Genomic DNA, 25,374 nt, shown 5'->3' on the forward strand with positions numbered 1-25,374 from the left:
GATCCCAGCGCGTGATGCAACCTGGTCAATCAATCCAAATAACGCGGTTCCCCTGTGGGCGGTACCTGCATGACTAAGGAAAAGCCATGAAAGTGGTGCTCCATTGTTCCAAGAGAGCTCCCCTGTCCATGGAAATAACGGCACTTTAGGGTCTTATTTCGCGGATCCTGGCGTGTTCTTCACTAATAGGAGAACTTTTGGCCCTTATTTTCGAGCAGGCGGTGTAAAAAGCGGCGATTTCCCGGCGTTCTGCGGAAATAGCGCCCTTCCCGACCTCTATTTCACACCCAACAAGCGTTATTGATACAATAGCGACCTTTTGTTTCCTTATATTAGGATGTAGGTGGCTGAGTCGCTAATAGGGGGCATTGGATCGTCTTCTTCTTCCCGACCCAAAGCTCCCCCGCCATGCTCACCTTATTTCAGGAACCTTCTGCCGGAATCCGTTCAAGACAAAAGACGCAAGCTTATTTGGGCGGTACGGCCCTGAAGCTTGCGCCTTTTTACGTTGGCACGCGAACAACTGAATCAGCCCTTTCCTCTCCCCAGCGGATACCGGTAAAAGAACCATAAGGCAAGCAGCAAGGCGACAACCGGGATGCCGCCGAGCAGCCAATGGATTCCCGCGGCGACGGATACCGGCTGGATCGATTGATGAGCGCTGTACCCGGTCCATTCCAGAACGATCCCCATCAGCGCCGCCTGCAGCGAGACGCCCCACCTGACGATGAATCCGTTCATGCCGAAATACATTCCTTCCCTGCGCGCCCCGGTTTTTCGCTCATCCTCGTCAATAACCTCGGACAGCATAACGTCGAGCAGTACGAGCAGACCGGCCAAACCGACGCCAACCGCGGCGGCGGTAACGACGGCGCCGGCCGAGTGCGTGACAAAACCAAAAGGCAGCAAGGCCGCCATGTAGCATAAAACCGCCGCCAGCGCTCCGCGGCGGGGACCGAATCTCGCCGCGATTTTCCCCCACAGGAAAACAAACGGGATCGCCGTCAGGAAAATAGCACCGAGCAGAATCGTGTTAAAGCTCTCCTCTTGTCCCAGCACATATTTTGTGAAGAACGGAATTCCCGCAGGCAGCAGCGCAAAAGTAAATTGCACGAGAAAGCTGCCAATCACATACCAAACGAAAGCCCGGTTCCTGAACGTATGACGAATCGCTGCCCCCAGCTGAAAAGAACCTTGCGCTACTTCGGGATTCTCACGGCTCCCCCAAAGCGATACGCCCAAAAAGATCGCGGCGACGACGCCGAAGACGATCCCCATCGCTCCCCAGCCTATCTGCGAATATAAAAGCGGCGGAACGGCGACGCCCAAAATCATTCCGATGATTCCAAGCATCTGCCGCCACGATGAAACGTACGCACGGTCTTTGATGCTGTGAAACATTTCCGGGAACAGGGAAGAATAATTCAGAACGACCAAAACAAACAGCGCATCGTACCCGAATACCACGGCTATAAAGTATGGAAACGCCCATGTTTCCGACGCGGGCGGCATCCATAGCAGCGAAAAAACGGCGGCCAACGGGATCGTACCGAATAAGATAAACGGAATCCGCCTGCCGAAGCGGGTACGGGTGCGGTCGGACCAGTGGCCGATCAGCGGATTAAGCACGGCGTTCAATATACCGTGAAATACCATGGCAAGACTGATCCAGGCCGGGCGGACGCCCAGCACGTCGACATAATAATAAACCAGATAAGTCGCAAACGCCTGCGCCATCAAATTAACCGACAGATTCCCGGAGCTGTAAGCAACCTTTCTTAGCTCCCGACCGCCGGGCCGCGTAGTAATCCGCTGCATCCGCTTAGCCCCCATTCTTTGGGTTCATGACTGATTCTGCCGCTGCAGGTTTTGCAGATCCCGCCAACGGATCATGACGATTCCTTCTTCTTTCAGCGCATTTTGCACCTCCGGGTCGCGGAACATCCGGTAGTCCCACTCCCGCTTCTCCCATTCCGAATGAATTGCCTTCAGCTCTTCCGTAGCGAAAGCGGGATGGATGATGATTTCGGAGACGCCGGGCTGCAAATCCCGCAAAACGCCAATCATGTCGCGCCTGTAGCTCTCATAAGTTTCGCCCGGCTGCTTGTCGAAGGCCAGGCCGATAAGCTCGTCAAGGATGACGACGCCCATGCGGTCGGCTAGCTCCGTGACCCGCGCCGCCAGATTCGTCGCCTCGGGCTGGACGCCGCTTACGTCGGGAAGCGCCCGCGGCATGCGAAAAGGCAGTCCATAGCGGACGCAAACCTCAAATACGACATCGAGGAACGTTCTTCCCGTCGCAATTCCATACAGGCTGCCCATGTGGTTGTCGAGGTGAGTCGGTTTCATCCCGAACGCAAGCGCCATCTCAACCTGGCTGAGGATTTCCGTACGAACCTGCTGCTTGCTCGCCTCTTTTTCAAAGGTCGTGATATCGGCGGGAAAATACCCTTCTTTCGTGACCAGCGTATGGGCATCCGCGTTACGAGTCACCGGTCCCCATTTGTACCCGCTCCATTCGCTGGTCGTCGTCAGATGAACCCCAACATCGTATTCGGGATGCGAGGCGCTCCAATCCGCTGCCTCCTTGGCCCAGCCGCACGGAACCATCAGCGTGGCCGAGGAGACCGCTCCTTCCTGCAGCAGCTGCTCGATCGCCATATTCTCCGAATGGCACATACCAAAGTCGTCCGCGTTTACGATTAACAGCCTTGTTCCCGGTTCATATCCCAAACGTTGTTCCAATGTCATGAGGTCCATCCTCCATTCTGCTATGTGGTCCAGCCTTAGATTTTAGCGCTTACATTTTATGTGAGATCAAGCTGCGGCTCTAGTTACGGATAGAGCTTCGAATCCTTGTTGACGACATACGTGTTCGCGATCCAGTCATGAAGCCCGCGCTTCTCCTTGCTGAATGCAACCATGATGTAGCCGATAAAAAGAATTACAGCGGATATTATCTCGGCCAAATATCGTCCAACCGACCGCAGATAGGAAATGCGCTCTCCTTCTCCGTCCACGATCTTCGCGCCGAGAGCCGCTTTTCCGAGCGTTCCCTGCAGTTGGGTGCAAGGCAATATGGTAAAGTACAGGAAATCCAAAACCCGTTCCTGCCAATCCGAAGTGGGAAGAAACCAATACACAATGCCAAGCAGAACCGTGTCGATCAGCAAAGCCAGCAATCTTCTCCAGAACCCGACATAGATCGTATCCGGGTCCCGATAAATCATTTCCCGCTGCCCTTTATGCATATCGCTGCTTGAGGAATATTGGTTTTGATTTTGCCAGTCTTGATATGAAGACATATGAGCAACACCCTTTCTTTATAGAGCACTCCTGCTCTATTCATATGAACGAACTCTGGGTTGTATTTCCCGAAAATGCATTCGTTTGTCGTATTCGCCCAATTTCCTGAAGATTCCTCTTTTTCCTGCAAGATTGGACGGTAAACCTGTGAATGGGTAAAAAAGAGGCCGGCCGTTTCCAGCCAGCCCGATAATATGAAGTTTACTTGCGAACGAGATACCGGTAGGCCGACACGCCGTAAAATCCAAGCCTAACTTACAACTCCAGCGCAGCGGCGTTATTTGACAACACCTGAAGATACATCCGCGGCGGCAAGCACATCCAGCATTTTGATATCGGCCGCTTCGGCAGCCATCATCTTCTCGTTCATCTTAGCCACCCCTCAAAAAAATCACGGTAGCCGCGTTTCATCACGGTGCCGGAGAACATTTCAAACGCATACTCTCGATTATCGGGAGAGTATTTCAGCGGCGAGGCCGCCGCCATATTCACCAGCTCGAACCAGTTTTGCTCGTTGCCCGCAAAGGCATGGCGCGAGCTGATATGACCGTAGCAGGGATGCTCGGGTTTTACGACGATTTTCCCCATGGCGAGCGCTTCGGTCAGCGGCATGGCGAAGGTGTCGAATCTGGAGCAGCTCCAATACACCTTGGCCGAATTCATCAGTGCAAAAATATCATCCTGGCTCAGAGCGAACTTGAGGGTTACGTTGCCCGGAATATCGTACTTCTTCATGCTTTCCCGGTAACGCTCCCCGCCGAACACCATGACGACGTCCTTATCGGAATTTTGCCTTGCATACTCCAAAACAAGATCCGGACGGCGGTTCTCCTCGTCCCGACCGATCCACAGCACCCGGTTATCGACAATCGCATCCGGGTCAAAATGCTTTTCCGCCAGCTTTTCGTTAAACCCGATCGGAATCACGTCGACATCCGTAACGCCAAAGACATCCCTCATCTGTCCCCGCAAAAATTCGGTCTGCACAATCGCTTTATCAACGATGCCGTAAAACGGCTTCATCATTTCATATCCCGTCAGTGCCGGATCGGGGAAGCTGTGCGGGAACAACACGCTGTTCTTGATAAACATTTTGAGAAACGTAAATCCGGAAACGGTATAAATCACATGCTCAATACCTTGGGCATATATCTGATCCAGTACGATATCGTAATTGACCAGATCGCCTTTTTCATGCTCATATCCCGGAATCCAGTCGTGTCCGCCGACATGCCGCTCGGGAGAGATAAAAACAATCTCGACGCCAAGCTCAAGGGCGATGGCGCGCAGCCGCTCGGCAAACACGCGGGGACCCTGGGACTCGGCAAACTGGATTTTGCGCATCACAAGTCCTACTTTTTTCATGAAAGCCTCCGATGAAATGTGGTTTCAAAACGCTCCAGCTGCTCCATGCAGCCGGACAAATTCGCCGCCGTCTCGTCCCGCTGAACCAATAAGCGTTCGCGTGGCCAAACGCTTTTGCCGCTGACCAGATCTCCTTGTATCAGCAGCAGCATCCACAGGGAGAACACGGCCGAAAAGCGGCAGTAATCACGAAAAAAAGCCTCTTTATCCCAGGGCACGCCGTGGCGAGCCGACTCCTTCAAGTAAACAACGATGATCCGCTCACGATCGTTAGACGCGGTTGGCTTGGCGAACAAGGGATGAGACATATCGATCAGATGGAATAAATCCCACAGCGGAGAGTTCAGGTGTGCATGCTCCCAATCGAAAATATACAAGCGCCCGTCCCCGGCGACGGCATAATTACCCAAATGCAAATCGCCGTGGGAAAGCACTTTTTGGCGCATGTCGAATTTTCCTTTCATTATATCCGGAATTTGCCGGAAAATCCTGTCAGGCAGTCCCAAGCGGTCCAATTCGCTTTGAACCTCGCTGCGGCGGTTAAGCAGTTCGGCGGCAATGGATTCAATGCGCGGCTTAGGCCCGAGGTCGGACAACCCCGTCCATTGCGATGGAGACTGCGCGTGCCACCATGCCGCCAGCTTAGCAACCCGCAAGGCATGCTCCAGCCGATATTCGTGTTGCAGCGGCCCCAGGTCCTCAAAAATCGACCAGCTTTCCCGCCCCGTGCTTTCCCCCGAATCGTCAAGCAAGCGCGGAAAAACCGGCGGAAAAGAGCGGAGCACATTCCGATACACATATGTTTCACGATCCTGCGTATCCTCGTTGGTCAACGGTTTGAAAATATAACTTTCCTCCGGAGAAAGAAAAAAACGTTCCACAAACCGGCCGTTCATCCCCTGATAAAGAGGTTCTCTGCGCCAAAGCTTGCTTCCGTCCAGTGTTCCGTCCGGCAATACGTATTCGCTTAACTTTGTCATCGTCCTCGTACCCGATTTCATGATATTTTTTACGCCGACTTCTATTCACAGCAGGCCTTAATTTAAAAACGATTATCCTAAGGGTACTCAATGACTAAAAAGATTGTCAAACAAGAATTATTTCAATTTTAAGATCACTGGGCAAATATCCACTTTTCCTCTCTTGCCAAGCGCGTATCGGTTGTATAATGGGTTTGATCAACGAGAGAGGCGTCCATGAAATATTACGGTTACAGGGAGAGTGTTTCATTTGAAGCAATCGATCGACCCGGAGGTTAGCGGCTGGCTGCATGCCGAAGGTTCCCGGCTCCTGAACGGAGACGGAAACGAAATCCTGCTGCGTGGTGTGGGACTAGGCAGTTGGCTGCTGCCGGAAGGTTATATGTGGCGTTTTCCGGAGCAGGGAGACCGGCCCCGCCGCATGGAAAAAATGGTTGCGGAGCTCATCGGAAACGAGAAAGCCGCGGAGTTCTGGGAGACTTATTTCGAACGCTACATTGCCGAAGCCGATATTCGCCAAATGGCCGCAGAAGGCTTCAACTCCGTTCGTGTCCCGATCAATTCCAGGGTGCTTATCGCCGGCACCGATCCGCTGCGCTACAGCGAGGCCGGCCTGAAACTGATCGACCGGGTCATCGGCTGGTGCCGCGATCATCGGCTGTACGTCATCCTCGATCTGCACGGAGCCCCCGGCGGACAGACCGGAGCAAATATCGACGATTCGGAAAATGACTTGCCGGAGCTGTTTACGAACGAAGCTTACCGGGAGCAAACGATCGAGCTCTGGCGGATGCTGGCGGACCGGTACAAGGACGAATGGATCATCGCCGGATACGACCTGCTCAACGAGCCGCTGCCGGAGTGGTTCTCCGGTTATTACGAGCGGGTCATGCCGCTTTACAAGGAGATCGTGAAGGCCATTCGGGAGGTGGATTCCCAGCACTTGATCATCCTTGAAGGCGTGCACTGGGCGACGGACTGGTCCATCTTCGACGAGAAGATCGACGACGACCGGCTGATGCTGCAGTTCCATAAATACTGGAGCAATCCCGATCAGGAGAGCATCCAGGCCTATCTCGACAAGCGAGACGAATGGAATGTGCCGATCTTTATGGGCGAAGGCGGCGAGAACAATCTCGATTGGTACGTTGGGGCCTTTCGCTTATACGAAGAACTGCGGATTTCATGGAACTTCTGGACCTGGAAAAAGATGAAAACGGTTAATTCCCCCTTCTCGATTCGAATGCCGGAGGATTGGCACATGCTAACCGCTTATTTGGAAGGCGGGGAGAAGCCGGATGCCGCTAAGGCCGAACGCATCTTGCGGGAATATCTCAGCAATCTCCCTCTGGATCGCTGCGAGTACCATCCGGAGGTTGTCCGCGCCTTGTTTAGAGCGGCTTCGGTTCGGATTCCTGCCGTCTTTTACGGCTTTGGCGGGGAAGGAGACGGTTTCGGCATTCGGGAGCGGCGTTCCCGAGGCGATATCGATTACCGGGCGTCGGACGGGACGGAAATCCGCTTCGTGGCGGAGGAACCCGGGAAAAAGGTCAGCTTCCGGCATCACGGCGGGCAAACATGGGCCGCGGAAGATTGGCTTTGCGTTCGGTTGGAGCCCGGAGAGTGGCTGGCGTACGATTTCACGGTAAATTCGGAGGAAAGTGGGCTTGCTGCGTCGGGGGCAAAGGAATACAGTCTTTCGCTATCCCTGCTGGCCGAACATTCCGCTGGCGCTAGCGTTACCGTGGAAATCAACGGTGACAACACCGGCAGTGTCACCCCGGAACGCGCCGGGAAATGGGAGAAGGCCGCGTTGGCGCAGCCCTTTCCGCTCCAGGCCGGTGAGCACCGGATCGTACTGAAGGCCGCGGCCCATCCCGTTCAGCTTCAATGGCTGTCCGTGGCGGAATTGCCGCGATAACATGAATAGCCCGGCAGAGGGGCGGGGCTGTCGTGATCTATCGTCGCGGCAACGGTGACCGTTGCCTCTGGGGTGAAACGAGGAGCGAGGCCGCAGCGAGTACCTTACCTTGGCGGTTGAGGGATGTGATAGGCCGCTACGTTTACCGTCACCTCTGGTGTGGAGCGAATGGCGAGTACCTTCATCTCTAGCGTGGAGCGGAAGTGATTTGCCGCGGCCATTGCCCTCGACTCTGGCGTGGAGCGGAAGCGCCAGGCCGCTACGTTTACCTTCACCTCTAGCGTGGAGCGGAAGTGATTTGCCGTGGCCATTGCCCTCGACTCTGGCGTGGAGCGGAGTATTAGCTGGAAATGCTCCCGTTAATTTGCGCTGCAATGACAATTTGGCCTAATTAACGGGAAAAGCTCCAACTAATTATTGGATTTATTGCTTTCAAAGCCATTTAGGCAGAAATTAAATGGAGTTTTTCCTGTTATTCTCCCGGAAGGCCTGAAATCCTCGTGATTAACATGAGGATTTCCATCTAAATTGGCACCAGCCGGCATGTAATTGGCAAAAAGGCGCAACTGAATTTCCGATCCTGACTCAAGGATCGGGATTCAGCCGCGCCTTTTTAATATACTCGCGTTCACCTGCCGCCTTACCGGATGCTCCATTCGAATTCCAGAGGGGCGGAACCCGTCAGTTCAACGCTCCGCTTATCCGGCTGGCAAGTGCCGACGTAGCCTTTAAACCGGCGGCTGTCCAGTCTCCGTTCGCCGCAGTCCAATACGGCCTGCATCGAAGCCGGCCGAACCCGCAGTTCCACCGTTCTGCTCGCACCCGCCGGAAGCTCTACCCGTTTGAAACCGGCGAGGCTGTGGTTGAGGACCGCGAACGGGGATTCCAGGTCCTTGACGTAAAGCTGCACGACTTCTTCCACCGGAAACGCCCCGGTGTTAGTGATCGTTACGCTGACACGGCAATCCCCCCCTTCGGCGATTTCTTCCGGCGCCTTCAAGTCCGACAACACCGCTTGCGAATAAGTTAGGCCGTAACCGAAAGGATACAAACTGTCAGCTTTCATGTAACGGTAAGTCCGCCCCTCCATTCGGTAATCGGTGAAGTCCGGTAAATCGCCCGTGCTCCGATAAAACGTAACAGGCAGCTTCCCGCCCGGCGAGCAATGACCGAAGAGAATGTCGCAAACCGCCGTTCCGCCCAGGCTTCCGGGATACCAGGCGTTCAGGATCGCGCCGCAGTTCCTGTCGGCCCATTCAACGGCCAAAGCGCTGCCCGTTCCGAGCACCAGCACGGTCGGTTTACCTGCGGCGACGACCTGCTCCAGCAACTGATGCTGAATACCGGGCAAGCGTAAGTCGGCCTTGTCTCCACTGGCGTAAGGGTTGTTCGCGTCGCCTTCCTCGCCCTCGAAATCGGCGTCCATGCCAAGGCAAAGAATGACGACGTCGGACCGCGCCGCCATCGCTACGGCCTCCGAGATCCTGTCGCCGGGCTTGGCGCCGTCCTCAACCGTGCTGCGGGCCATATGGCAGCCCTCCGAATAATAAACACGGGTCTCCGGCGAGACCGCCTCGTGAATCCCTTCGAGAATCGTCGTATACTTCGATGCCGTGCCAAAATAATTCGCTTTGAGCATTTTTTGGCTATCCGCATTCGGGCCGATCACGGCGATGGAACCGATTTTCGTCTTATCAAGCGGGAGCAGCCCGTCGTTTTTGAGCAAAACCATCGATTTGCGGGCCGCCTCCAGCGATTTGTCCCGATGTGCCCGGCTGTCGTTCACCTCATATGGAATCATGTCGTATTCGGTGGACTCATCAAAAACGCCGAGGCGGATGCGCGTGCGCATAAGCCGTTCCGCCGAACGCGAGATTTCCTCCTCGGTAATCATGCCTTCGCGATAGGCCTCCATGAGATGAAGATACGTATTGCCGCAGTTGACGTCGCAGCCGTTTTTGAGCGCCAGCGCCGCCGATTCCGCCGCAGTCCCCGTCACTTTGTGATGGTTGTGGAAATCGCAAATTGCCCCGCAATCCGATACGACATGCCCCTGGAAGCCCCAATCCCCCCGTAAAATTTCTTCCAGCAAAGTCCGGCTGCCGCAGCACGGCTCCCCGTTCACCCGATTGTACGCGCCCATCACACTTTCAACCCCAGCCTCCCGAACGCAGGCCTCAAAGGCCGGGAGATACGTTTCGTACAAATCTTTATTGGAGACAACGGCGTTAAATTCGTGCCGCCCTTTCTCCGGACCGCTATGCACGGCGAAATGCTTGGCGCAGGCGGCCACTTTCAAATGCTCGCCTTCTCCCTGCAGCCCTTTGATGTACGCCACACCCAAGCGCTCCGTAAGGTAAGGGCATTCTCCATAGGTTTCCTGTCCTCTGCCCCACCGGGGATCGCGAAAAATATTAATGTTTGGCGCCCAGAACGTCAGCCCCTTATAAATATCGCGGTCGTTTTGCCGCAGGCTTTCATTATATTTAGCCCTGGCCTCCGTCGAGATGATATCGGCGATGTCCCGCAAGTAGTCCTCGTCAAAAATGGCGGCAAGCGCGATGGCCTGGGGGAACACCGTGGCCGTTCCGGCACGGGCCACGCCGTGCAGACTCTCGTTCCACCAATTGTACTCGGGCACGCCCAGCCGTTCAATGGCCGGGGAATGATGCAGAAGCTGCGCCGCCTTTTCCTCAAGGGTCATCCGCCCGACAAGATCTTTCGCCCGTTCTTCCGCGGTATATTCCGGGTCTAAATATATCGGTTTATCCATTTGCGACTCCCCCGTTTTCATCGATCCATACGCTTTGCTTCAGACGGATATCCTCGCTGGAGCTTCCCGCCATAATCTCAAACTCTCCCTCTTCGACGACCCATTCCCATCTCTTGTTCAACAGCTTGAAGCTGTCGAAGCCTAAGGTTATTTCCACGGTCGCCGTTTGGCCCGGGGCGAGAGATATTCGTTTGAAGCCTTGAAGCTGCTTCATCGGGGTGACGATCGAACTCTTCACATCCCGGATGTATAGCTGGGCCACCTCGTCCGCCGGAACGGAGCCGGAATTCTTAACCTCGAACAGCGCGCGGCAGCCGTAGGGCTCGCCGCCAAGCGCCTCGATCCGCAGGTTGGCATACTCGAACGAGGCATAGCTCAGCCCGTGGCCGAACGGGAACAGCGCTTGGCGCGTTCCTTCCAGATATTCATTGCTGCCCCCCGGAAGCAGCGTGTAGTAGCATGGAATATGGCCTACGCTGCGCGGAAAGGAAATCGGCAGTTTGCCGGACGGACTAACGTCCCCGAACAGCACGTCCATGATCGCTTTAGCCCCGAATTCCCCGCCGAACCAGGCCGCGACAATCGCGTCTGTATTCCCGTTTTCATAACTGAGATCCACCGGTTTGCCGTTTTCCAGCACCAGTACAGTCCGTTTTCCAAGTGCGCAAATCCGTTCAACCAGCTCACGTTGCCGGCCGTAAAGGCGCAGATCGGTACGGTCCATCCCTTCGCCGCTCGTCATCTTGTCGTCCCCGCAGACAAGCACGATCGTATCGCATTCTTCCGCCAGCTTGACCGCTTCCTCCAAACGGCCGGTGCGGCTGTCCAGGCAAAGAGATAATTGGTTGCCGTTCACATCGCACACAAATTCGACCTCAAGATCGTGCTCGGCGCCATCCACAAAAGTAAACTCACATTCCGGAATCCGCATTTTGTCCGCACCGAAGCTTTCGATCACCGTCACGCCGTCCACCTTCACCCGCACGCTGTCGCCCGAGGTAAACACCAAACGGCCCGTAAACCGCTCGCTGTCACCGAAATCCCGCGTGTTCACCTTCAGCTTCCCGGTCATGCGCACCGAATAACCCACGAAATCAAGGTCGCGGTGCGGTTTGGCCAAGATCCAGTTAAAATTGATGCGCTTCGCGTGGTCCTGCCCGACCGGTTCTCCGGCAAATTGACCGTTATTGTAATAAGTCAGCGTTACTCCGTCCGCATACCAGGAGTCCGGAACCGGATCGATGTCGTATTCGGTGATTCCACAGCCGTCACTCTGCCGGACGACCGTTCCCGGAACGGCTTTGACCATTTCCTCGTAAATGGAATTTACCGTGTACCCGTACGGCACCGAGGAATAGCTGCCGATCCGCTGATGGCCTGAGCTTGGTCCGATCAGCGCAATGGTTCCGCCGGTTTTGGGCAGCGGCAGGACTCCTTCGTTTTTCAACAATACAATCGATTCCCGGGCGGCTTGATAAGACAGCGTCTTATGCTCGTCGCACCGGATGATCTCCCGGTAACGGCCTTCATCCGTATAAGGGCGCTCGAACAGACCCAATTCAAACTTCACCCGGAGAATGCGGGATACGGCTTCGTCGATGACGTCCTGCGAAATCCGGCCTTCCTGGGCAAGACGGATCAGCGTGTCCTGCCAGTAACGGTTCGGGAAATCGAAGCCCTGTACGTCGAGCCCGGCGTTCACCGCCATCTCGATGCTGTCCTTACTGTCCACGGTCATGAAATGCTGCGTCTTCAGGCGGTTGACCGCTCCGAAGTCGGCGCGGACATAACCCTTCAGGCCGTAACGTTCCTTCAGCACCTCGCGCAAATAATGCTCGGAGGAGATGACCGTTTCGCCATCGATGTTGTTGTAGGAAGCCATGGCGTTATACGCGCCCGCTTTTCGGATGCCGGCCTCGAACACCGGCAAGTAGCTGGTTTCCACCTCGCGCAAGCCGACGCGGGCCGAAGAACAGTTCGTGCCCCCTTCGGGAATCCCGTGCACGCAGTAGTGCTTCGGCTCGGCGGCAACCGCGTCGGGCGCGGAAATATCCGCACCCTGCTCCCCGGTAATGATCGCGTAAGCCATGGCGGAGGACAGGAAGGTGTCCTCCCCGAAGGTTTCCTCCACCCGCCCCCAACGCGGTTCCCGCGCCAGGTCGAGGTTCGGGGCCAGGATTTCCGCGATCCCGAGACTGCGGGTTTCGGCGGCGATCGCATGCCCGATTTTCTCCACCAGCTCCGGATGAAACGTCGCCCCCATGTTGATCGGCATCGGAAATACCGTTGCCCCCGGATAATTGATGCCATGCAGCGCTTCCCCGGTGAACAGGCAGGGGATACCAAGCCGCGTTTTTTCCACAAAATATTTCTGCAGCTTGTTCAGCACTTCGGGAGAGGAGTATACATCATGCACAAACCCCATGCCGGTTTGGCCGATGCTCGCCTCCACTTTGTCCCAATGAAAATCGGAATCTTCCGCTACGGCGCAAAAATGCGCCTCATGCACCTTGGTGGCCAGTTCCACGCCGCGGATCATGTCCATTTGGGCGACTTTTTCCTCCAGCGTCATTCGGGCAAGAAGATCCTCCGCCCGTTTATCGGCCGGCAAATCCGGATTCCGGTATGCTTCTGCCTGCGGTTTCATATATTGAGTTCCTTCCTCTCTGTTCAATACGAAACTTTTACGGTCTTGATTTCAAAAGGACGGAAGACCAATTCGGCCTCGCTTGTTCCGCCCAGCAGCTCCAGGGCCTCCTCCAGCATGTTGGTGATTTGCTCGGCCTTGGCGCCGCCACCGAGAGACAACTTCGTCCGCGTATAGGTTCCCTCGGCTTCATACAGGCGCAGGATAAATGCACGTTCGGCGTCCTCGCAAGGCTTCACCGTCTCGATGATCACGTTCTCCGCTTCAATACGAGCAATAGGATCGACCTCGCTCTCGCCCTGGACGAGCAGATGCGGGTAATTGAGTTCGTAAGCCGGACGGATGACCGAGCCCGCGCCAAACCCTTCATCGTGAGGATAAAACGAATACGTGCATTCATGTACGCCTTTGTCGCCGCGGAAGTCGGGCCGCATGCCGCCTTTGTGCAGCGTCAGCCGCATTTCTCCGTCCTGAACGGAAATCCCGTATTTGCAATCGTTCAGCAGAGCAATGCCGTAGCGATTCTCCGAAAGATCGCTGTACTTATGGTTAACTACCTCGAACATCGCTTTCTCTTCATTGGTGTTCCGGGTCGTCGGGCGGCGAAGATAGCCGAACTGAACCTCCTGGCGGACAAAGTCCGTATGGATGGAGGTGCTGAACGCCGTTTTCAGCAACCGGTGCTCATCCTGCCAATCCATCACCGTTTCAAACCGCACTTCGGGGCTGTCGGCGTAAAAGATCATATCCTGCCGCACGACCGACCGCGGTGAAATGCGGTATTCGCTGCGGATGCGGAACTCTGCCGCGCCGTCACAAACGACACTCCGGGACAGCAGCTTGGCGGAAGGAGCCAGCTTGAGTTCGATATCGGCGTCGATATCCCAATTGTCCCAGGCTTGCGGAACATCTTCCGCCATCAGGAACGAGTTCAGCGGAAGTCCGGCGCCGCGCAGCTCGCGGCCGTTTCTTTTGTCCACGAAGGAGGACATGAAGCCGTTTTCGTCAAACGTTACTTTCGCAAACGGCGTCTCCAGCGTGTCTCCGGCATAGGCAAAAACCGAAGCTCCTTCCGGCTTTCCTTTCGTCAGCTTCAAAGATACCGAGGAGAAGGCGGGAATCGTCAGGCCGGATACCGCCAGGACCCGGTTTCCATGGAGATCCTCGAACAACTGCTGCGCATAAGCGCCCTCAACCCTCCAGTCTCCTTCGCCGTCCACGGGCAGATATACCGTATCCTTCCGGTCGAAAGACAATGGATTCACGACGGTCACCCGGCCTTCCGCCGGGCGGGAAGATATGCGCTCCTGAAGCAGCTTGCCGCCGGTTTCGAGCAGGGCCGTCATTTCTTCAATGCATTGGTCATGCGCCTTCGGAATGCTGGTGCCCGGCAGCGTGTCGTGGAACTGATTGACGAGCAGCGTCTCCATCAGCGGGCGAATGCCTTCGCTCGAAGCAATACGGCCCGCTTTGACCGCTTCATTGACGGTAATGTATTCCAGATTGCGCAGCAAAATTTCCGCTTTGCGGTTGTTGCGCTTGATGTTATGCTGGTTCGTCAGCGTGCCGCGGTGAAGCTGCAAGTACAGCTCGCCCGTATGCGTCGACGGATGGACCACCGACTCCTCCAGCTTCCGCATGAATTCCCCTACCGTCACATGAGCGGAGCGCGGAACGCCTTCCAGATCCTTGATCCGGCGGGTCATTTCGATCATTTCGAACTGCGGACCGCCGCCGCCGTCGCCAAATCCGTAGGAGACCAGCCGCATATTGTTCACCGTTTTCTCTCGAATCGGGTCCCGGCTGTGCTTGCCGTCCACCACGAGATCGATCAGGTTCGCCGCATCCGGCCAAACATGTGATCTGTTGAAATGGGTGAGCACCTGCGTTCCGTCGATTCCTTTCCAGTAAAAGGTTTCATAAGGGAACTCGGTCGTATCGTTCCAGCTCAGCTTGGTCGTCAGGAAATAATCCACGCCGCAGCCTTTCATGATTTGCGGAATCGCCGCGCTGTAGCCGAAGGTGTCCGGGAGCCAGAACACGTTCGACGTAAAATCGAAATGCTCCCGCGTATACCGCTGTCCCCACAGGAACTGGCGGATCATCGATTCGCCCGAGGTCAGGTTGCAATCGCATTCCACCCATACGCCGCCGTTGGGTTCGTAACGGCCTTCTTTCACCTTTTGTTTGATGTCCTCGAACAAAGCGGGGTAATGCTTGCGGATCATTTCCGTATGGTAAGCCGAGCTCTGGATAAACTTATATTCCGGATACCGCTGCATCAGATTGATCTGGTTCGAATACGTGCGCGCGCACTTCTTGATCGTCTCGTCGCGATGCCACAGCCAGGCCGTATCCATATGCGAATGCCCGATCAGCCCGGCAAAAGGGGCGGAGGCGGAATTGGTCGCCCGCAGGGCCTCCTTTAGCAGCGGCGCTGCCTGGCGCAACGCGGCGTAAAAGGTATCCGAATCGACCGCATCCGGCGAATAATAGAGAATTTTATGCGCTTCCATAAGCACGTTCACGACGGAAGCGCGGCGGAAGCTGTTTCCGTCCAGCGAGGCCGCCAGTTGGTTTAGCGTTTTCAAATCAAAATAGAAATCGGTGACCTCTTCGTTCATCAGGCAAATGTCCACGCCGCCGTATTCGTAATCAAAGCTTCTCATCCCGATTTCTTCAAACGGCATGCAGCCCTTGACGTAGTGCCCGGCATAATATTCAAGCGCAATCTCGATCGGTTCGTCCGTTCCGGCGTTTTGCTTCAGCATGTCGCAGTAATGATTGCCGTGGCCCGTGACGACGATTTTGCTCGCAAAGGTGCCGAAGGGCTTCCCATCCACCCACAGCATCGCTTCGTAGCCCTCGATCTTCGGCATGATGTACAGGGTTTTCCCGTCATGCTCCGGCGGCACATGATAGGTTCCTTTAAACCAGCAGTAGGTGCCCTCCCCCCGGTAACGGTCTCCCGGCCGGCATTCCTCAAACCGGCTGTCCTCCGGAATGGTATGCCACTGCCGGTCGGTGTGAAATTTGCTCATCGTTACTTGTCCGATCGCGCGGAACAAAAAGGGCTCCAGCGTCGTTTCGAACCGCGTCAGTTTGCCGAGCATGCGCTCGATCTGTTTCTCGTTCAACATGAATGATGCCTCCCGCCAATAAAATGGAATAGTTCAACTTTATTCAACTTATTTGTTCTACTTGCCTATTTGATATATCATATTATTTCATCGCATCGATCAAATTGCAACGCAAATTTTATTTGATATACTAATCTAGGATGAAGAGGCAATACCTAAGGTTCACCCTGTTCGTGAATGAGATTTCGGGAGGCGTTGAATTTGTCGCTAAAATACGGAAAAGAAAGAGATTTCCCCGCCCCGCGCTGTGCGGCGGGAGAACGGCGTGATATTGGGGTCGAGATGACGGACGGTGTGCGGTTAATGACCCATTTGTGGCTAACGGAGGACAGCCGCCCCGCCCCGGTAATCTTGGTGCGCAATCCTTATGTGGACGGGGGATTTCAGCCCGACCCCGAGGTTGTGCTTTTGTCCGAATACGGTTATAACGTCGTTGTTCAGGAATGCCGCGGCCGCGGTTCCTCCGGCGGGGTCTGGGAGCCGTTCGTCAATGAGAAGCGGGACGGCCTGGACACGCTGGACTGGATCATCACTCAGCCTTGGTGCGACGGGAACATCGGCCTATACGGCGGCTCTTATTTGGGATTATGCCAATGGGTTATGGCGAACAGTCTGCCTCCCGAGGTGAAAACCCTTTATGTCTCGGTTATGGGCACCGAACAGCACCGGTTTATGTACATGGACGGCATGTTCCGTCCGGACATCTTCACGACCTGGTCGGTCACGAACGCCGCGGCCGATCTTGGGGGGCGACCTCCTCAGGACCTCGAAAGACAGGCGCGCGAATTCCGGCCGCCTATTGAAATGGACCGAGCCCTTTTGGGAAAAGAGCTCGATTGGTACCGCGCATTCCTGATGAATCCCGGTGCCGGTGATCCGTTTTGGCAGCAGGGATTTTGGGACGAAGTACGCAAGATTCCTTCCCGGCTGACTGTTCCGATCTGCATGGTTGGGGGATGGTTCGATATTGCGCTGGAAAATATGGTCTTGACCTATCGGCGGATCCCGGAAGAAATTCGGGGGCGCAGCCGTTTTATTATCGGCCCTTGGGTGCATTCGCTTGCGCCTCACGGCGACCGCGAGTTCCCGAACGGAACCGCAAACGGCGGGAACGGAGGTTTTCGCGAGGTGCTGGGATGGTTTGACCATACGCTTAAGCATATTCCGTACGAAGAGGAAGTGGGTGTTATAAAGACTTACGTTATCGGGGAGGACCGCTGGGAAAGCCGGAAATCCTGGCCGCCTGTCGGGATAAGCCGCACTTACTACCTTCACGGAAACGGAGAACTCTGCGAAACCCCGGACCCTAAAGATCATTCCGCATCCTACGTTTACGACCCACTCGATCCGGTGATCACCGTCGGGGGCGGCGGACTGCTGTCGTCTTTCGGCGAAGCTCCCGGAGAACCCCGGACGGCGTGCGCGCTGCAGCCGGAGCCGAATTACCGGCCCGATGTCATTAGCTTCCTGTCCGCTCCGCTGGAAGAGGATATCCGTCTGGCCGGTTCGATCCGTTCGGTGCTGCAGGTGAAATCAACAGCGGAGGATACCTCCTTCACGGTAAAAATCAGCGAGGCGCAGCCGGACGGCCGCACCTTTAACATAGCCGACGGCATCACCACGCTAGCCTACCGCAGCGGTTCGGCCTCAGCGCTCCCGTATTCGCCGGGCAACCTTAAGGAGATTGCGCTTGAGCTATGGCCCATCGCCTGGACGATCAAAAAGGGCTCACGCATCCGTTTGGATATTTCCTCATCAAACTTTCCGGCGTATCATGTTCACCCCAACATGGCGGGAAACTGGGCTATGCATCAAACCACGCAACCTGCCGTTCAAACTCTGGTTTGGGGCGGAGCTTGCCAAGCCTGCATAGAACTTCCTGCTCCGGCAAGCCATGCGGACTGAACTCCGGGAACATTGACATGTTTCAAAGGTCTGCTACACTATGATATATGACAAATATGTGTCGTTATGTATTAAAAAGACCTTTCAATACCAAGAACCGGAGATAAATATGCCGAACAACCCGCCCAAATTGTTATATCAAACCATAAAAGACGATATCCTTGCGCGCATCAAGCAGCGCCAATTCTCGTACGAGGAGCCGATCTGCACGGAGAAGAGCCTGTCGGAGCAATACGGCGTCAGCCGCATCACCTCCAAAAGGGCGATCGACGACCTGGAGAAGGAAGGCATCCTTTACCGCAAACGCGGGGTGGGAAGCTTTGTCCGCCGCCTTCCCGCCGCCGGAGAGCCGAATCCTCAGAATGAGTCCGGCCCAAAGGATTCAGGGACAACAGGGAGAACCATTCCTTTGATTCTCCCGTTCTCTATCCACCAAGGAGGGATGTTCCGCATCGTCGAAGCCGCCGCCAGACGGCTTGAAAGCATGGATTACCATTTGGCCATTCACATTTGCGAGCAAGACGAACAAAAGATGAGGAATCTGCTGCTTCACCTCCATGCTCAGGATATAGACACGTTGATCTGGTATCCTACCGGCAAGGAAATGTATCTTGATCTTCTGAAAATGTTCACGGACGAAGGCAAACGCGTCATCATTCTGGATAAGCCGCATGAGATAAGCTACTTAAGTAATGTCGTCTGCGATAATTTCGGCGGAAGCTACATGCTGACCAACCACTTGATCGACTATGGACACCGTAGCATCGCCTATATATCCCGGTTTTCCACGCTTGAAGTAACCAGCTTATCCGACCGTTACCAAGGCTTTGTGAAGTGCATGAAGGATCGTCATCTTGACATCAACCCCGATTTCGTAAAAATAAACATCGATACCGACCATCATATGCTCAAACATATCATCAATAGTCTCTATAAGGCCGGGGTAACGGCGATCGAATGCGAAAACGACGAGGTAGCTTTTAACGTTTATATGTGCTGCCTGAGTCTGTCCCTTTCGGTTCCCGGCCAAATGAACATCACCGGATTCGACAATATTGAATGGGCGGTTACCGGCAGCGCGCAAATTACGACGGTGGATCAAAATTTTGCCGCGATCGGAGAAACGATTGCCGAGCTCATTCTAAGCGAAGACGCCAAACCCGTATCCAAAACAATCCCCGTCCATCTTGTTCCAAGGGCCTCGACCGGGCCTGCGGCGAGCTGAACATGAAAACCCGGCTCATTGCGGAGCTTGTTTCCTCTCTTCGCAGCGAGCCGGGTTTCTTATTTTTCACTCATCTTCAAAATGGCCGACCGACAACCCTCCGATAGAGATATTGCCGTGACCGCCCGAAAGTTTGACCGCATTCGTAGCACCCGGTTCTAAACGAACCGTAAAAGAAATGCGGCTCGCAAGTTCGAATTCGCTCGCGTCTCCGGTAGATGGCGCGTTAAGCAGGGAATAGTCGGCGCCGTTAACTTCCAAATTCAGCTTGGCTAACGGTTCCTTTGTCTCGTAATGGACATGGAGCGTTGATCGTCCGCCGCGTCCGCCGTCCACTTGTTCAAAGCGGCAATAAGAGCCGCTTTCTGCGAATCCGGCGGCGGCAGTTTCTCCCGTTTCCGTCTTCGTCAATACGGCGCCGCCACCCGTCAGGCTGCTTACAGCCGGATAAAACTTCAGACGGCGTTCCGCTCCCGGTCCCTCTGATGCCTCCGGTCGCCCGTCGACGCGCTTAACTCCGGTCTTGGTTTGGATGACCGTCCGGACCGTCCCGTCCGCTTCGAAATGCAGCTCGTCGATGCATACGCTTCGCAGATTGCCGTGTCCGGAAATCGCCTGGTTATGGTAGAACAAATACCACTGTCCCCGATACTCCGCCACCGAACCATGCGTGGTCGAACACCCCGTCGGCTCCAGAAAGATGCCTCTGTAAGTCCACGGACCCAGCGGATTGCCGCTTGTCGCATACCGCATCCGATTGTTATCCTCAAGGTTGTCGGCATAAGTCAAATAATAAATTCCGTTCCGTTTAAAGACCCATGCGGCTTCATGAAAATCCTCGAGGCCTTCCATATCCCGCATGACTCCTTTAATCGAGATCATATCTTCGTTCAGTTCTCCGCCCTGGCATTTGCCTCCGCCGCCGTAATACATATACGCCCGGCCGTCTTCATCCACGAATACGCACGGGTCGATCATGGCAAAGCCGCCCAGTCCTTCAATGTACCCCTGATCGGTGAACCCGCCGGCCGGCTTGTCGCTGACCGCCACTCCGATTTTCCAGGTATCGTTCCAGTCGGAGCCGCTCGGGTGCGGGTAATAAAAATAATACTTGCCGTTCTTAAACGCGCAGTCGGGCGCCCACATGAATCCGCCCTCCGGACGGCCCCAGGCCACGCCGCCGGAATTGAGAATCTCCCCTTCGTCGACCCAGTTCACGAGATCGCCTGAAGAAAATACATGATAGGCATCCATAAGGTCGCAACCCCTCGGCGGATCGACATCATGAGACGCATAGATATAAATCCTTCCGTCCTCCCAGACATGCGCTGACGGGTCAGCCGTAAAAATCGAAGTAATCACCGGATTGCCGGCGGCAATCCTGCCGCTGCCCGCCGAAATGTACTTGCTGGTCATTCTTCTCCGCCTCTTTCTTTGAGAATTTCAATCGTATAAACGGCCCCTGCTCTCGCGTCCCAGCGCGATGAGCCGTTTGGATTCGTTTCTGGATCTATCGGCTGCCCGTTTTCGGATACCCTCATGTTTCGAACCGTTCGAACCGTGCATACTCCGTCACGGCCGGCCCGAATAGCTGCATGATCCAGTGTTCCTCCGGACCAGAACAGGTCTACCTCGTATCCCCCTTTGGCCCGCAGTCCCCGGACTTCGCCCTCTTTCCATACCTCTGGAAGCGCGGGAAGCATATGCAGCTCGCCCGCATGGCTCTGCAGCAGCATCTCGGAGATCCCCGCCGCTCCGCCGAAATTCCCGTCAATCTGGAAGGGAGGATGATTGTCGAGCAGATTGGGCAGAGTCGAATGCGCCAGGAGGGCTTTGATGTTTTTTCCCGCCTGTTCTCCGTCCTCCAGTCTCGCCCAAAGGTTGACGATCCACGCCCGGCTCCAGCCGGTATGTCCGCCCCCGTTTGCTAGACGGCGTTCCAGCGTAATGCGGGCGGCCTTCGTCCATTCGGGAGTTCCCCGAAGGGTAAACCGCGTTCCGGGATGCAAAGCAAACAGATGCGAAATATGCCGGTGCCCCGGCTCCGCTTCCTCATAGTCCTCCAGCCACTCCCGGAGCTGTCCGTGCTTGCCGATTTCCGGCTGCGGCAAGCGGCCGCGCAATTCCCTCATTCGCCGGGAGAACTCCTCATCGGTGCCGAGGGTTTCAGCCGCCTGGATACAGGCCCCGAACAATTCGTGCAGAATCTGGCTGTCCATTGAAGGTCCCGCGCACAGGATGCCGGTGGTGCCGTCCGGCAGCAGATAGGTATTCTCCGGCGAAACCGAAGGAACGGTGACGACGCGTCCATCCGGCAATTCCACCAGATAGTCAACGAAAAACTCGGCCGCCTCTTTTAAAACCGGGTACGCTTTAGCCAAAAAGTCGAGATTCTCCCCGTACCGGTAATGCTCCCAAAGATGCAGGCACAGCCAGGCAGCTCCCATCGGCCAGTAGGTGGAGGGAACGTAGATGTCCTGAGGCGCCGTATCCGCCCAGATATCCGTATTATGGTGAGCTACGAACCCCCTGCAACCGTACATTTCCCGGGCCGTCCTTCGTCCGGGCTCGCGCATCCGTTCGATCATTTCGAACAATGGCTCGTGACACTCGGCCAAATTGCCGGATTCCGCCAGCCAATAATTCATCTGCGTATTGATGTTGATTGTGTATTTGCTGTCCCAAGGGGGCAAGAACCGGTCGTTCCAAATCCCTTGCAGGGTGACCGGCAGAGAACCCGGCCGGCTGGACGCCGCCAACAGATAACGGCCGAATTGATAATACAGGGCGACTAGTCCCGGATCTTCGGCGCCTTCGCGCACCCGTTTCAGCCGAATGTCGGTCGGCAGCCGCTCCGCTTCTTCTCCCAATTCGCCGATACGGATAAATACCCGTTTCATGAGCGCTCCAAAATCACCGATATGGCGCTGCTTTAATGTCTCATAATCCATGAGCCCCGCCTGATCGGCCGTTCGCAGCGCCGCCTGCTCCGGCTGAACATGCCGGAATGAAGTCGCCGCGGATAACAAGAGGGTAACCCGGTCCGCATGTTCCACGATCACGTGCTCGCCGACGATTTTTGTCTCTCCGCCTTCGGCATTGACTCGCAGCACGGTCCGAAAATCGACCCCGCCCGTTCCGCCTCCGTTTCCCCTCATGACCAGCGTATGATCGTCCGCTTTGACCAGCTCGTCAAGATAGCGGTTGGTGTCTCCGCGCGTTAACCGCGCTTTAAAGCTGATGGCTCCGGGAGCGTCCGATACTATGCGCACCGCAAGAACCTGGTCAGGATGGCTCGTGAAAATCTCCCGCGTGTATCGCACATCTCCGGCTTCATAACCGATGCGTACGATTCCGGTTTCCAAATTCAGCTCGCGCGAATAGGCCTTAATTTCGGAATCGTGCTCAAAAGCGAGCGACAAATCCCCCAGCGGCACATAATGGCGCTGGCTTTCCGGAGTCCCCGACAAGGCCTCCACCGCCAACTGCTCCGCCTTCCGCACCCGGCCCTGCAGCAGGTCGCGGCGGATCGTCTCCAAATGTTCCAGGGCATCCGGATTATTGCGGTCCCGAGGACCGCCGTACCACAAGCTATCCTCATTAAGAGCCAACCTTTCCCGAGTTGGCCCCCCGTAAATCATTGCTCCCAGCCTGCCATTTCCGACCGGAAGCGCTTCCTCCCAGCGGTCCGCAGGACCTGTGAACCAAATTCTGTACATTAACAATGCCTCCTTAGGTCAAACCCTGATACATAGACTAAGGATCTGCGTGTCCGCGCCGGCATCCGCCTCAGTTTTTACATGACGTGCGTTCCTGAAGCGAAAGCTCCCTGTAAGCTGATGGAGTCAGGCCGACCTGCTTCTTAAACGCGGAATAAAAATGGCTGCTGTTCGGATATCCGCACATTTCCGCGACATCACTGACCCGGTACTCGTCGTTTTTCAGCAGCTCCTTCGCATGATCGATCCGCACCTTGCGGATATATTCGCCGGAATTGATTCCCGTCACCTCTTTGAAGATCTTGGACAAATAGTTCGGCGTATAGCCCGCCCGTTCGGCCAATACCTCCACGCTTAAGCAGTTATCCCGGTAGTTCTCTTGGATGTATTGCATGATTTCCTCTACTTTGCGGTAGAACTTGTTCTCCTTCAGCTGCTTGATGCCCTCCAAGCTGCTGCTGTAATCCTCAAACTGGCGAAGCAGCCAATCCGTCGCCTGCTCAAGCGTTTCGATCTCCGTAAAAATCAGGTTCAATTCGCCAAACTGCACGCCAAGCCGTTTGTTCTCGTCATTGATGATCTGATTCATTTGAGTAATGCAAACCAGAAAAATATGAAACAGCGCCTGAACGGCATCGGCATAAATAAATCCTTTTAAAATGTAAGTCCCGTTTTGCAGCCCCTCCACGAAACCCTTGCGGTCATTTTGCACAATAGAGGAAATCAGCTTCTTCTCGACTTCGGTTGGCAGCCCGTAGCTGCGCGTCAGCATCTCTTCCGCATATTCCGGATAGATGATCCTGCCCGGACCAAGCACGAAACGCTGCTGAAGCATTTCCAAAGCCTGCGCGTAGACGCCGGCAATGTCTCCATCCTCGGCGGGATCGCTGACTCCGACGGTGACCGTAACGCCATGAGACGCGACTTGCTTCTGAATTTCCTCCAGTACGGAGAGCAAATGTTTGGCATTGTCCGGCCAGCCCTCGGCTTTGCCGAGCAAAACGGCGACCTCGCCCTTGGGCATTTGCACGGCCTCGTAGCCGAATTCGCCGTCGAGCCGTTTCGTAACGCCCTCATACAGCAGCGAGTCGTTCAGCGCCATCTCTCTTCCGTCCAGCCTTGAATAAGCGTCGATCTTAAATACGCACAGCCGCAGACGCTCTAGCCCGACCCGCAGGCCGTGATCGGCAATTTCCGCAGCCGTTGGCCTTTCGGGACCCGTTGCCGTCAGCAGGCTTCTAAGAAAGCTCTCCTTCACGATCTGAAGATTGTTCCGGTTCTCGTCTTCCAGAGAACGCATGCGCTGCAGCGTTTCCGTATACACCGACCGGATCAGCGAAATATCGCCGGATTGACTGTTCTCCACATTGAACTGGGATCTCCGGAACAATTCGATCAGGTTCTGCACCGGATTGTACAGTCTTTTGGAAATCAGGAAAATCGCCACCAGACATAGAATTAAAATGGTCAAGCACACGGCGAGCAAGCCGTTTCTTTTATCCTGAATCGGTTTCACGAGGCTTGCATAAGGCGCCCGGCTCATTACGTACCAGTCTGTCGAATTGTTGCGCACAAACGCCACCAGCGACCGGTGATGTCCCTCCTCATCGGAAATGTTCCCGCTTCTTGCGGACATCTTCGTCACCGCGGCGAACGAAGAAGTATCCTTGACGCTTCCGCCGATTTTTCGGGCATCCGTGTGCGCAAGCAGGATTCCCCGATCGTCGGCAATCTGCAGCACATCTCCCGACTTCTCCAAGTAATCCCGGGCAAAAAGATCCTCGTCCAGATTAATGATCACCGTTTGCTGATCGCCGTTCATATTCCGGTTCGTGTATTCCATGCTGATGACGTAATCGACGTTTTTATTGGTCAAAAAATTCTGCGAGTTGTCCGGCTTGACCAATTTGGTCAGGTAGATGGTCCGTTTGCCTTCCGTGCTTTTGCGGTAGGTTGCGCTCTGGTCGATAAAGCCGGACGCGTCAAAACCGGGCTCCCCTTCGCAAATATATTCGTGAATGGCGGAATTATAGACGAAAATCGAATGAATGTACGGGTTGATTTGGCGGATATTTCTGATTTGGATCCGGGCTTTGTTGCTGGTGAGCGCATCGCTTGCGCTGGAGGCCAAAAAGTAATTGATATCGTCATTCACTTCAAGGTTGAGAAAAATTTGATCCATCTCTTTAAAAAGGTTATCGATATTGCCGCTTAAAATCTCAAGTCCCTTCACCTGTTCCCGTGAAAGTTGGCCGAATAGCGTTTGAGAATAAATGTTTGAAAAAACGAGGGTCATGGTGACGATCAGAATCATCGTCAGCGCCGTAAAAGACAGAAGAATTCGGATGAATAAAGAATCCCATTTCAGTCTTATTATCCTAGCCATCGACCCA

Annotated in this window: 14 protein-coding genes; 3 read left to right on the top strand and 11 right to left on the bottom strand. The window is 55.1% G+C overall.

The window, feature by feature from the left end; all coding sequences use genetic code 11:
• Positions 1-528 precede the first annotated feature (528 nt).
• The 5 genes from ACI48K_RS15125 to ACI48K_RS15145 all read right to left on the bottom strand — a co-directional run bounded on the left by ACI48K_RS15125 (position 529) and on the right by ACI48K_RS15145 (position 5,651).
• Positions 529-1,818 (bottom strand): MFS transporter, encoded by a 1,290-nt coding sequence (locus ACI48K_RS15125; protein ID WP_475028443.1) that lies wholly within the window; start codon positions 1,816-1,818, stop codon positions 529-531.
• A 24-nt stretch (positions 1,819-1,842) separates the two neighbouring features.
• Positions 1,843-2,751 carry a polysaccharide deacetylase family protein gene (locus tag ACI48K_RS15130; protein ID WP_475028444.1) on the bottom strand — a complete coding sequence of 303 codons (909 nt, stop codon included), beginning with the start codon at positions 2,749-2,751 and terminating at the stop codon, positions 1,843-1,845.
• A gap of 83 nt (positions 2,752-2,834) precedes the next feature.
• Complete coding sequence (locus tag ACI48K_RS15135) at positions 2,835-3,305, bottom strand: RDD family protein (protein WP_475028445.1); 471 nt, start codon at positions 3,303-3,305, stop codon at positions 2,835-2,837.
• A gap of 367 nt (positions 3,306-3,672) precedes the next feature.
• Entirely contained in the window at positions 3,673-4,671 is a 999-nt protein-coding gene (locus tag ACI48K_RS15140) for a glycosyltransferase (protein ID WP_475028446.1), read from the bottom strand.
• The gene (locus tag ACI48K_RS15145) at positions 4,668-5,651 is read right to left on the bottom strand and encodes a phosphotransferase family protein (RefSeq protein WP_475028447.1); all 984 of its coding nucleotides are present in this window, start codon (positions 5,649-5,651) and stop codon (positions 4,668-4,670) included. The genes ACI48K_RS15140 and ACI48K_RS15145 overlap by 4 nt, the downstream gene beginning before the upstream one ends.
• 250 nt (positions 5,652-5,901) lie before the next feature.
• Between ACI48K_RS15145 and ACI48K_RS15150 the strand changes: the two genes are divergently transcribed.
• On the top strand, positions 5,902-7,572 hold the full coding sequence (locus ACI48K_RS15150) for a cellulase family glycosylhydrolase (protein WP_475028448.1): 1,671 nt from the start codon (positions 5,902-5,904) through the stop codon (positions 7,570-7,572).
• Positions 7,573-8,212: 640 nt separating this feature from the next.
• On the opposite strand, the gene ACI48K_RS15155 is transcribed toward ACI48K_RS15150, so the two are convergent.
• From ACI48K_RS15155 to ACI48K_RS15165, 3 genes are read right to left on the bottom strand one after another with little or no spacing between them, the layout of a single operon-like run.
• Complete coding sequence (locus tag ACI48K_RS15155) at positions 8,213-10,345, bottom strand: glycoside hydrolase family 3 C-terminal domain-containing protein (protein ID WP_475028449.1); 2,133 nt, start codon at positions 10,343-10,345, stop codon at positions 8,213-8,215.
• On the bottom strand, positions 10,338-12,992 hold the full coding sequence (locus ACI48K_RS15160) for a glycoside hydrolase family 3 C-terminal domain-containing protein (RefSeq protein WP_475028450.1): 2,655 nt from the start codon (positions 12,990-12,992) through the stop codon (positions 10,338-10,340). Before ACI48K_RS15160 ends, ACI48K_RS15155 begins: the two co-directional genes overlap by 8 nt.
• A 23-nt stretch (positions 12,993-13,015) precedes the next feature.
• A complete protein-coding gene (locus ACI48K_RS15165; protein ID WP_475028451.1) occupies positions 13,016-16,132 on the bottom strand; it encodes an alpha-mannosidase in 3,117 nt (1,038 codons plus the stop codon).
• Between the two features lie 201 nt (positions 16,133-16,333).
• On the opposite strand from ACI48K_RS15165, the gene ACI48K_RS15170 reads away from it, so the two are divergent.
• Together ACI48K_RS15170 and ACI48K_RS15175 are read left to right on the top strand one after the other, a co-directional pair.
• Positions 16,334-18,037: a CocE/NonD family hydrolase gene (locus ACI48K_RS15170; protein WP_475028452.1), complete on the top strand. Its 1,704-nt coding sequence runs from the start codon at positions 16,334-16,336 to the stop codon at positions 18,035-18,037.
• 109 nt (positions 18,038-18,146) lie between these two features.
• Entirely contained in the window at positions 18,147-19,262 is a 1,116-nt protein-coding gene (locus ACI48K_RS15175; RefSeq protein ID WP_475028453.1) for a GntR family transcriptional regulator, read from the top strand.
• 66 nt (positions 19,263-19,328) lie between these two features.
• Here ACI48K_RS15175 and ACI48K_RS15180 read toward each other — a convergent pair whose 3' ends face one another.
• The 3 genes from ACI48K_RS15180 to ACI48K_RS15190 all read right to left on the bottom strand — a co-directional run bounded on the left by ACI48K_RS15180 (position 19,329) and on the right by ACI48K_RS15190 (position 25,367).
• A complete protein-coding gene (locus tag ACI48K_RS15180) occupies positions 19,329-20,678 on the bottom strand; it encodes a family 43 glycosylhydrolase (protein ID WP_475028454.1) in 1,350 nt (449 codons plus the stop codon).
• Positions 20,675-22,981, bottom strand: coding sequence for a glycoside hydrolase family 95 protein (locus ACI48K_RS15185; protein ID WP_475028455.1), 2,307 nt, complete (start codon positions 22,979-22,981; stop codon positions 20,675-20,677). Before ACI48K_RS15185 ends, ACI48K_RS15180 begins: the two co-directional genes overlap by 4 nt.
• Positions 22,982-23,051: 70 nt before the next feature.
• Entirely contained in the window at positions 23,052-25,367 is a 2,316-nt protein-coding gene (locus tag ACI48K_RS15190; protein ID WP_475028456.1) for an AraC family transcriptional regulator, read from the bottom strand.
• Positions 25,368-25,374 lie beyond the last annotated feature (7 nt).

The organism is Paenibacillus terrisolis (genome assembly GCF_056171975.1).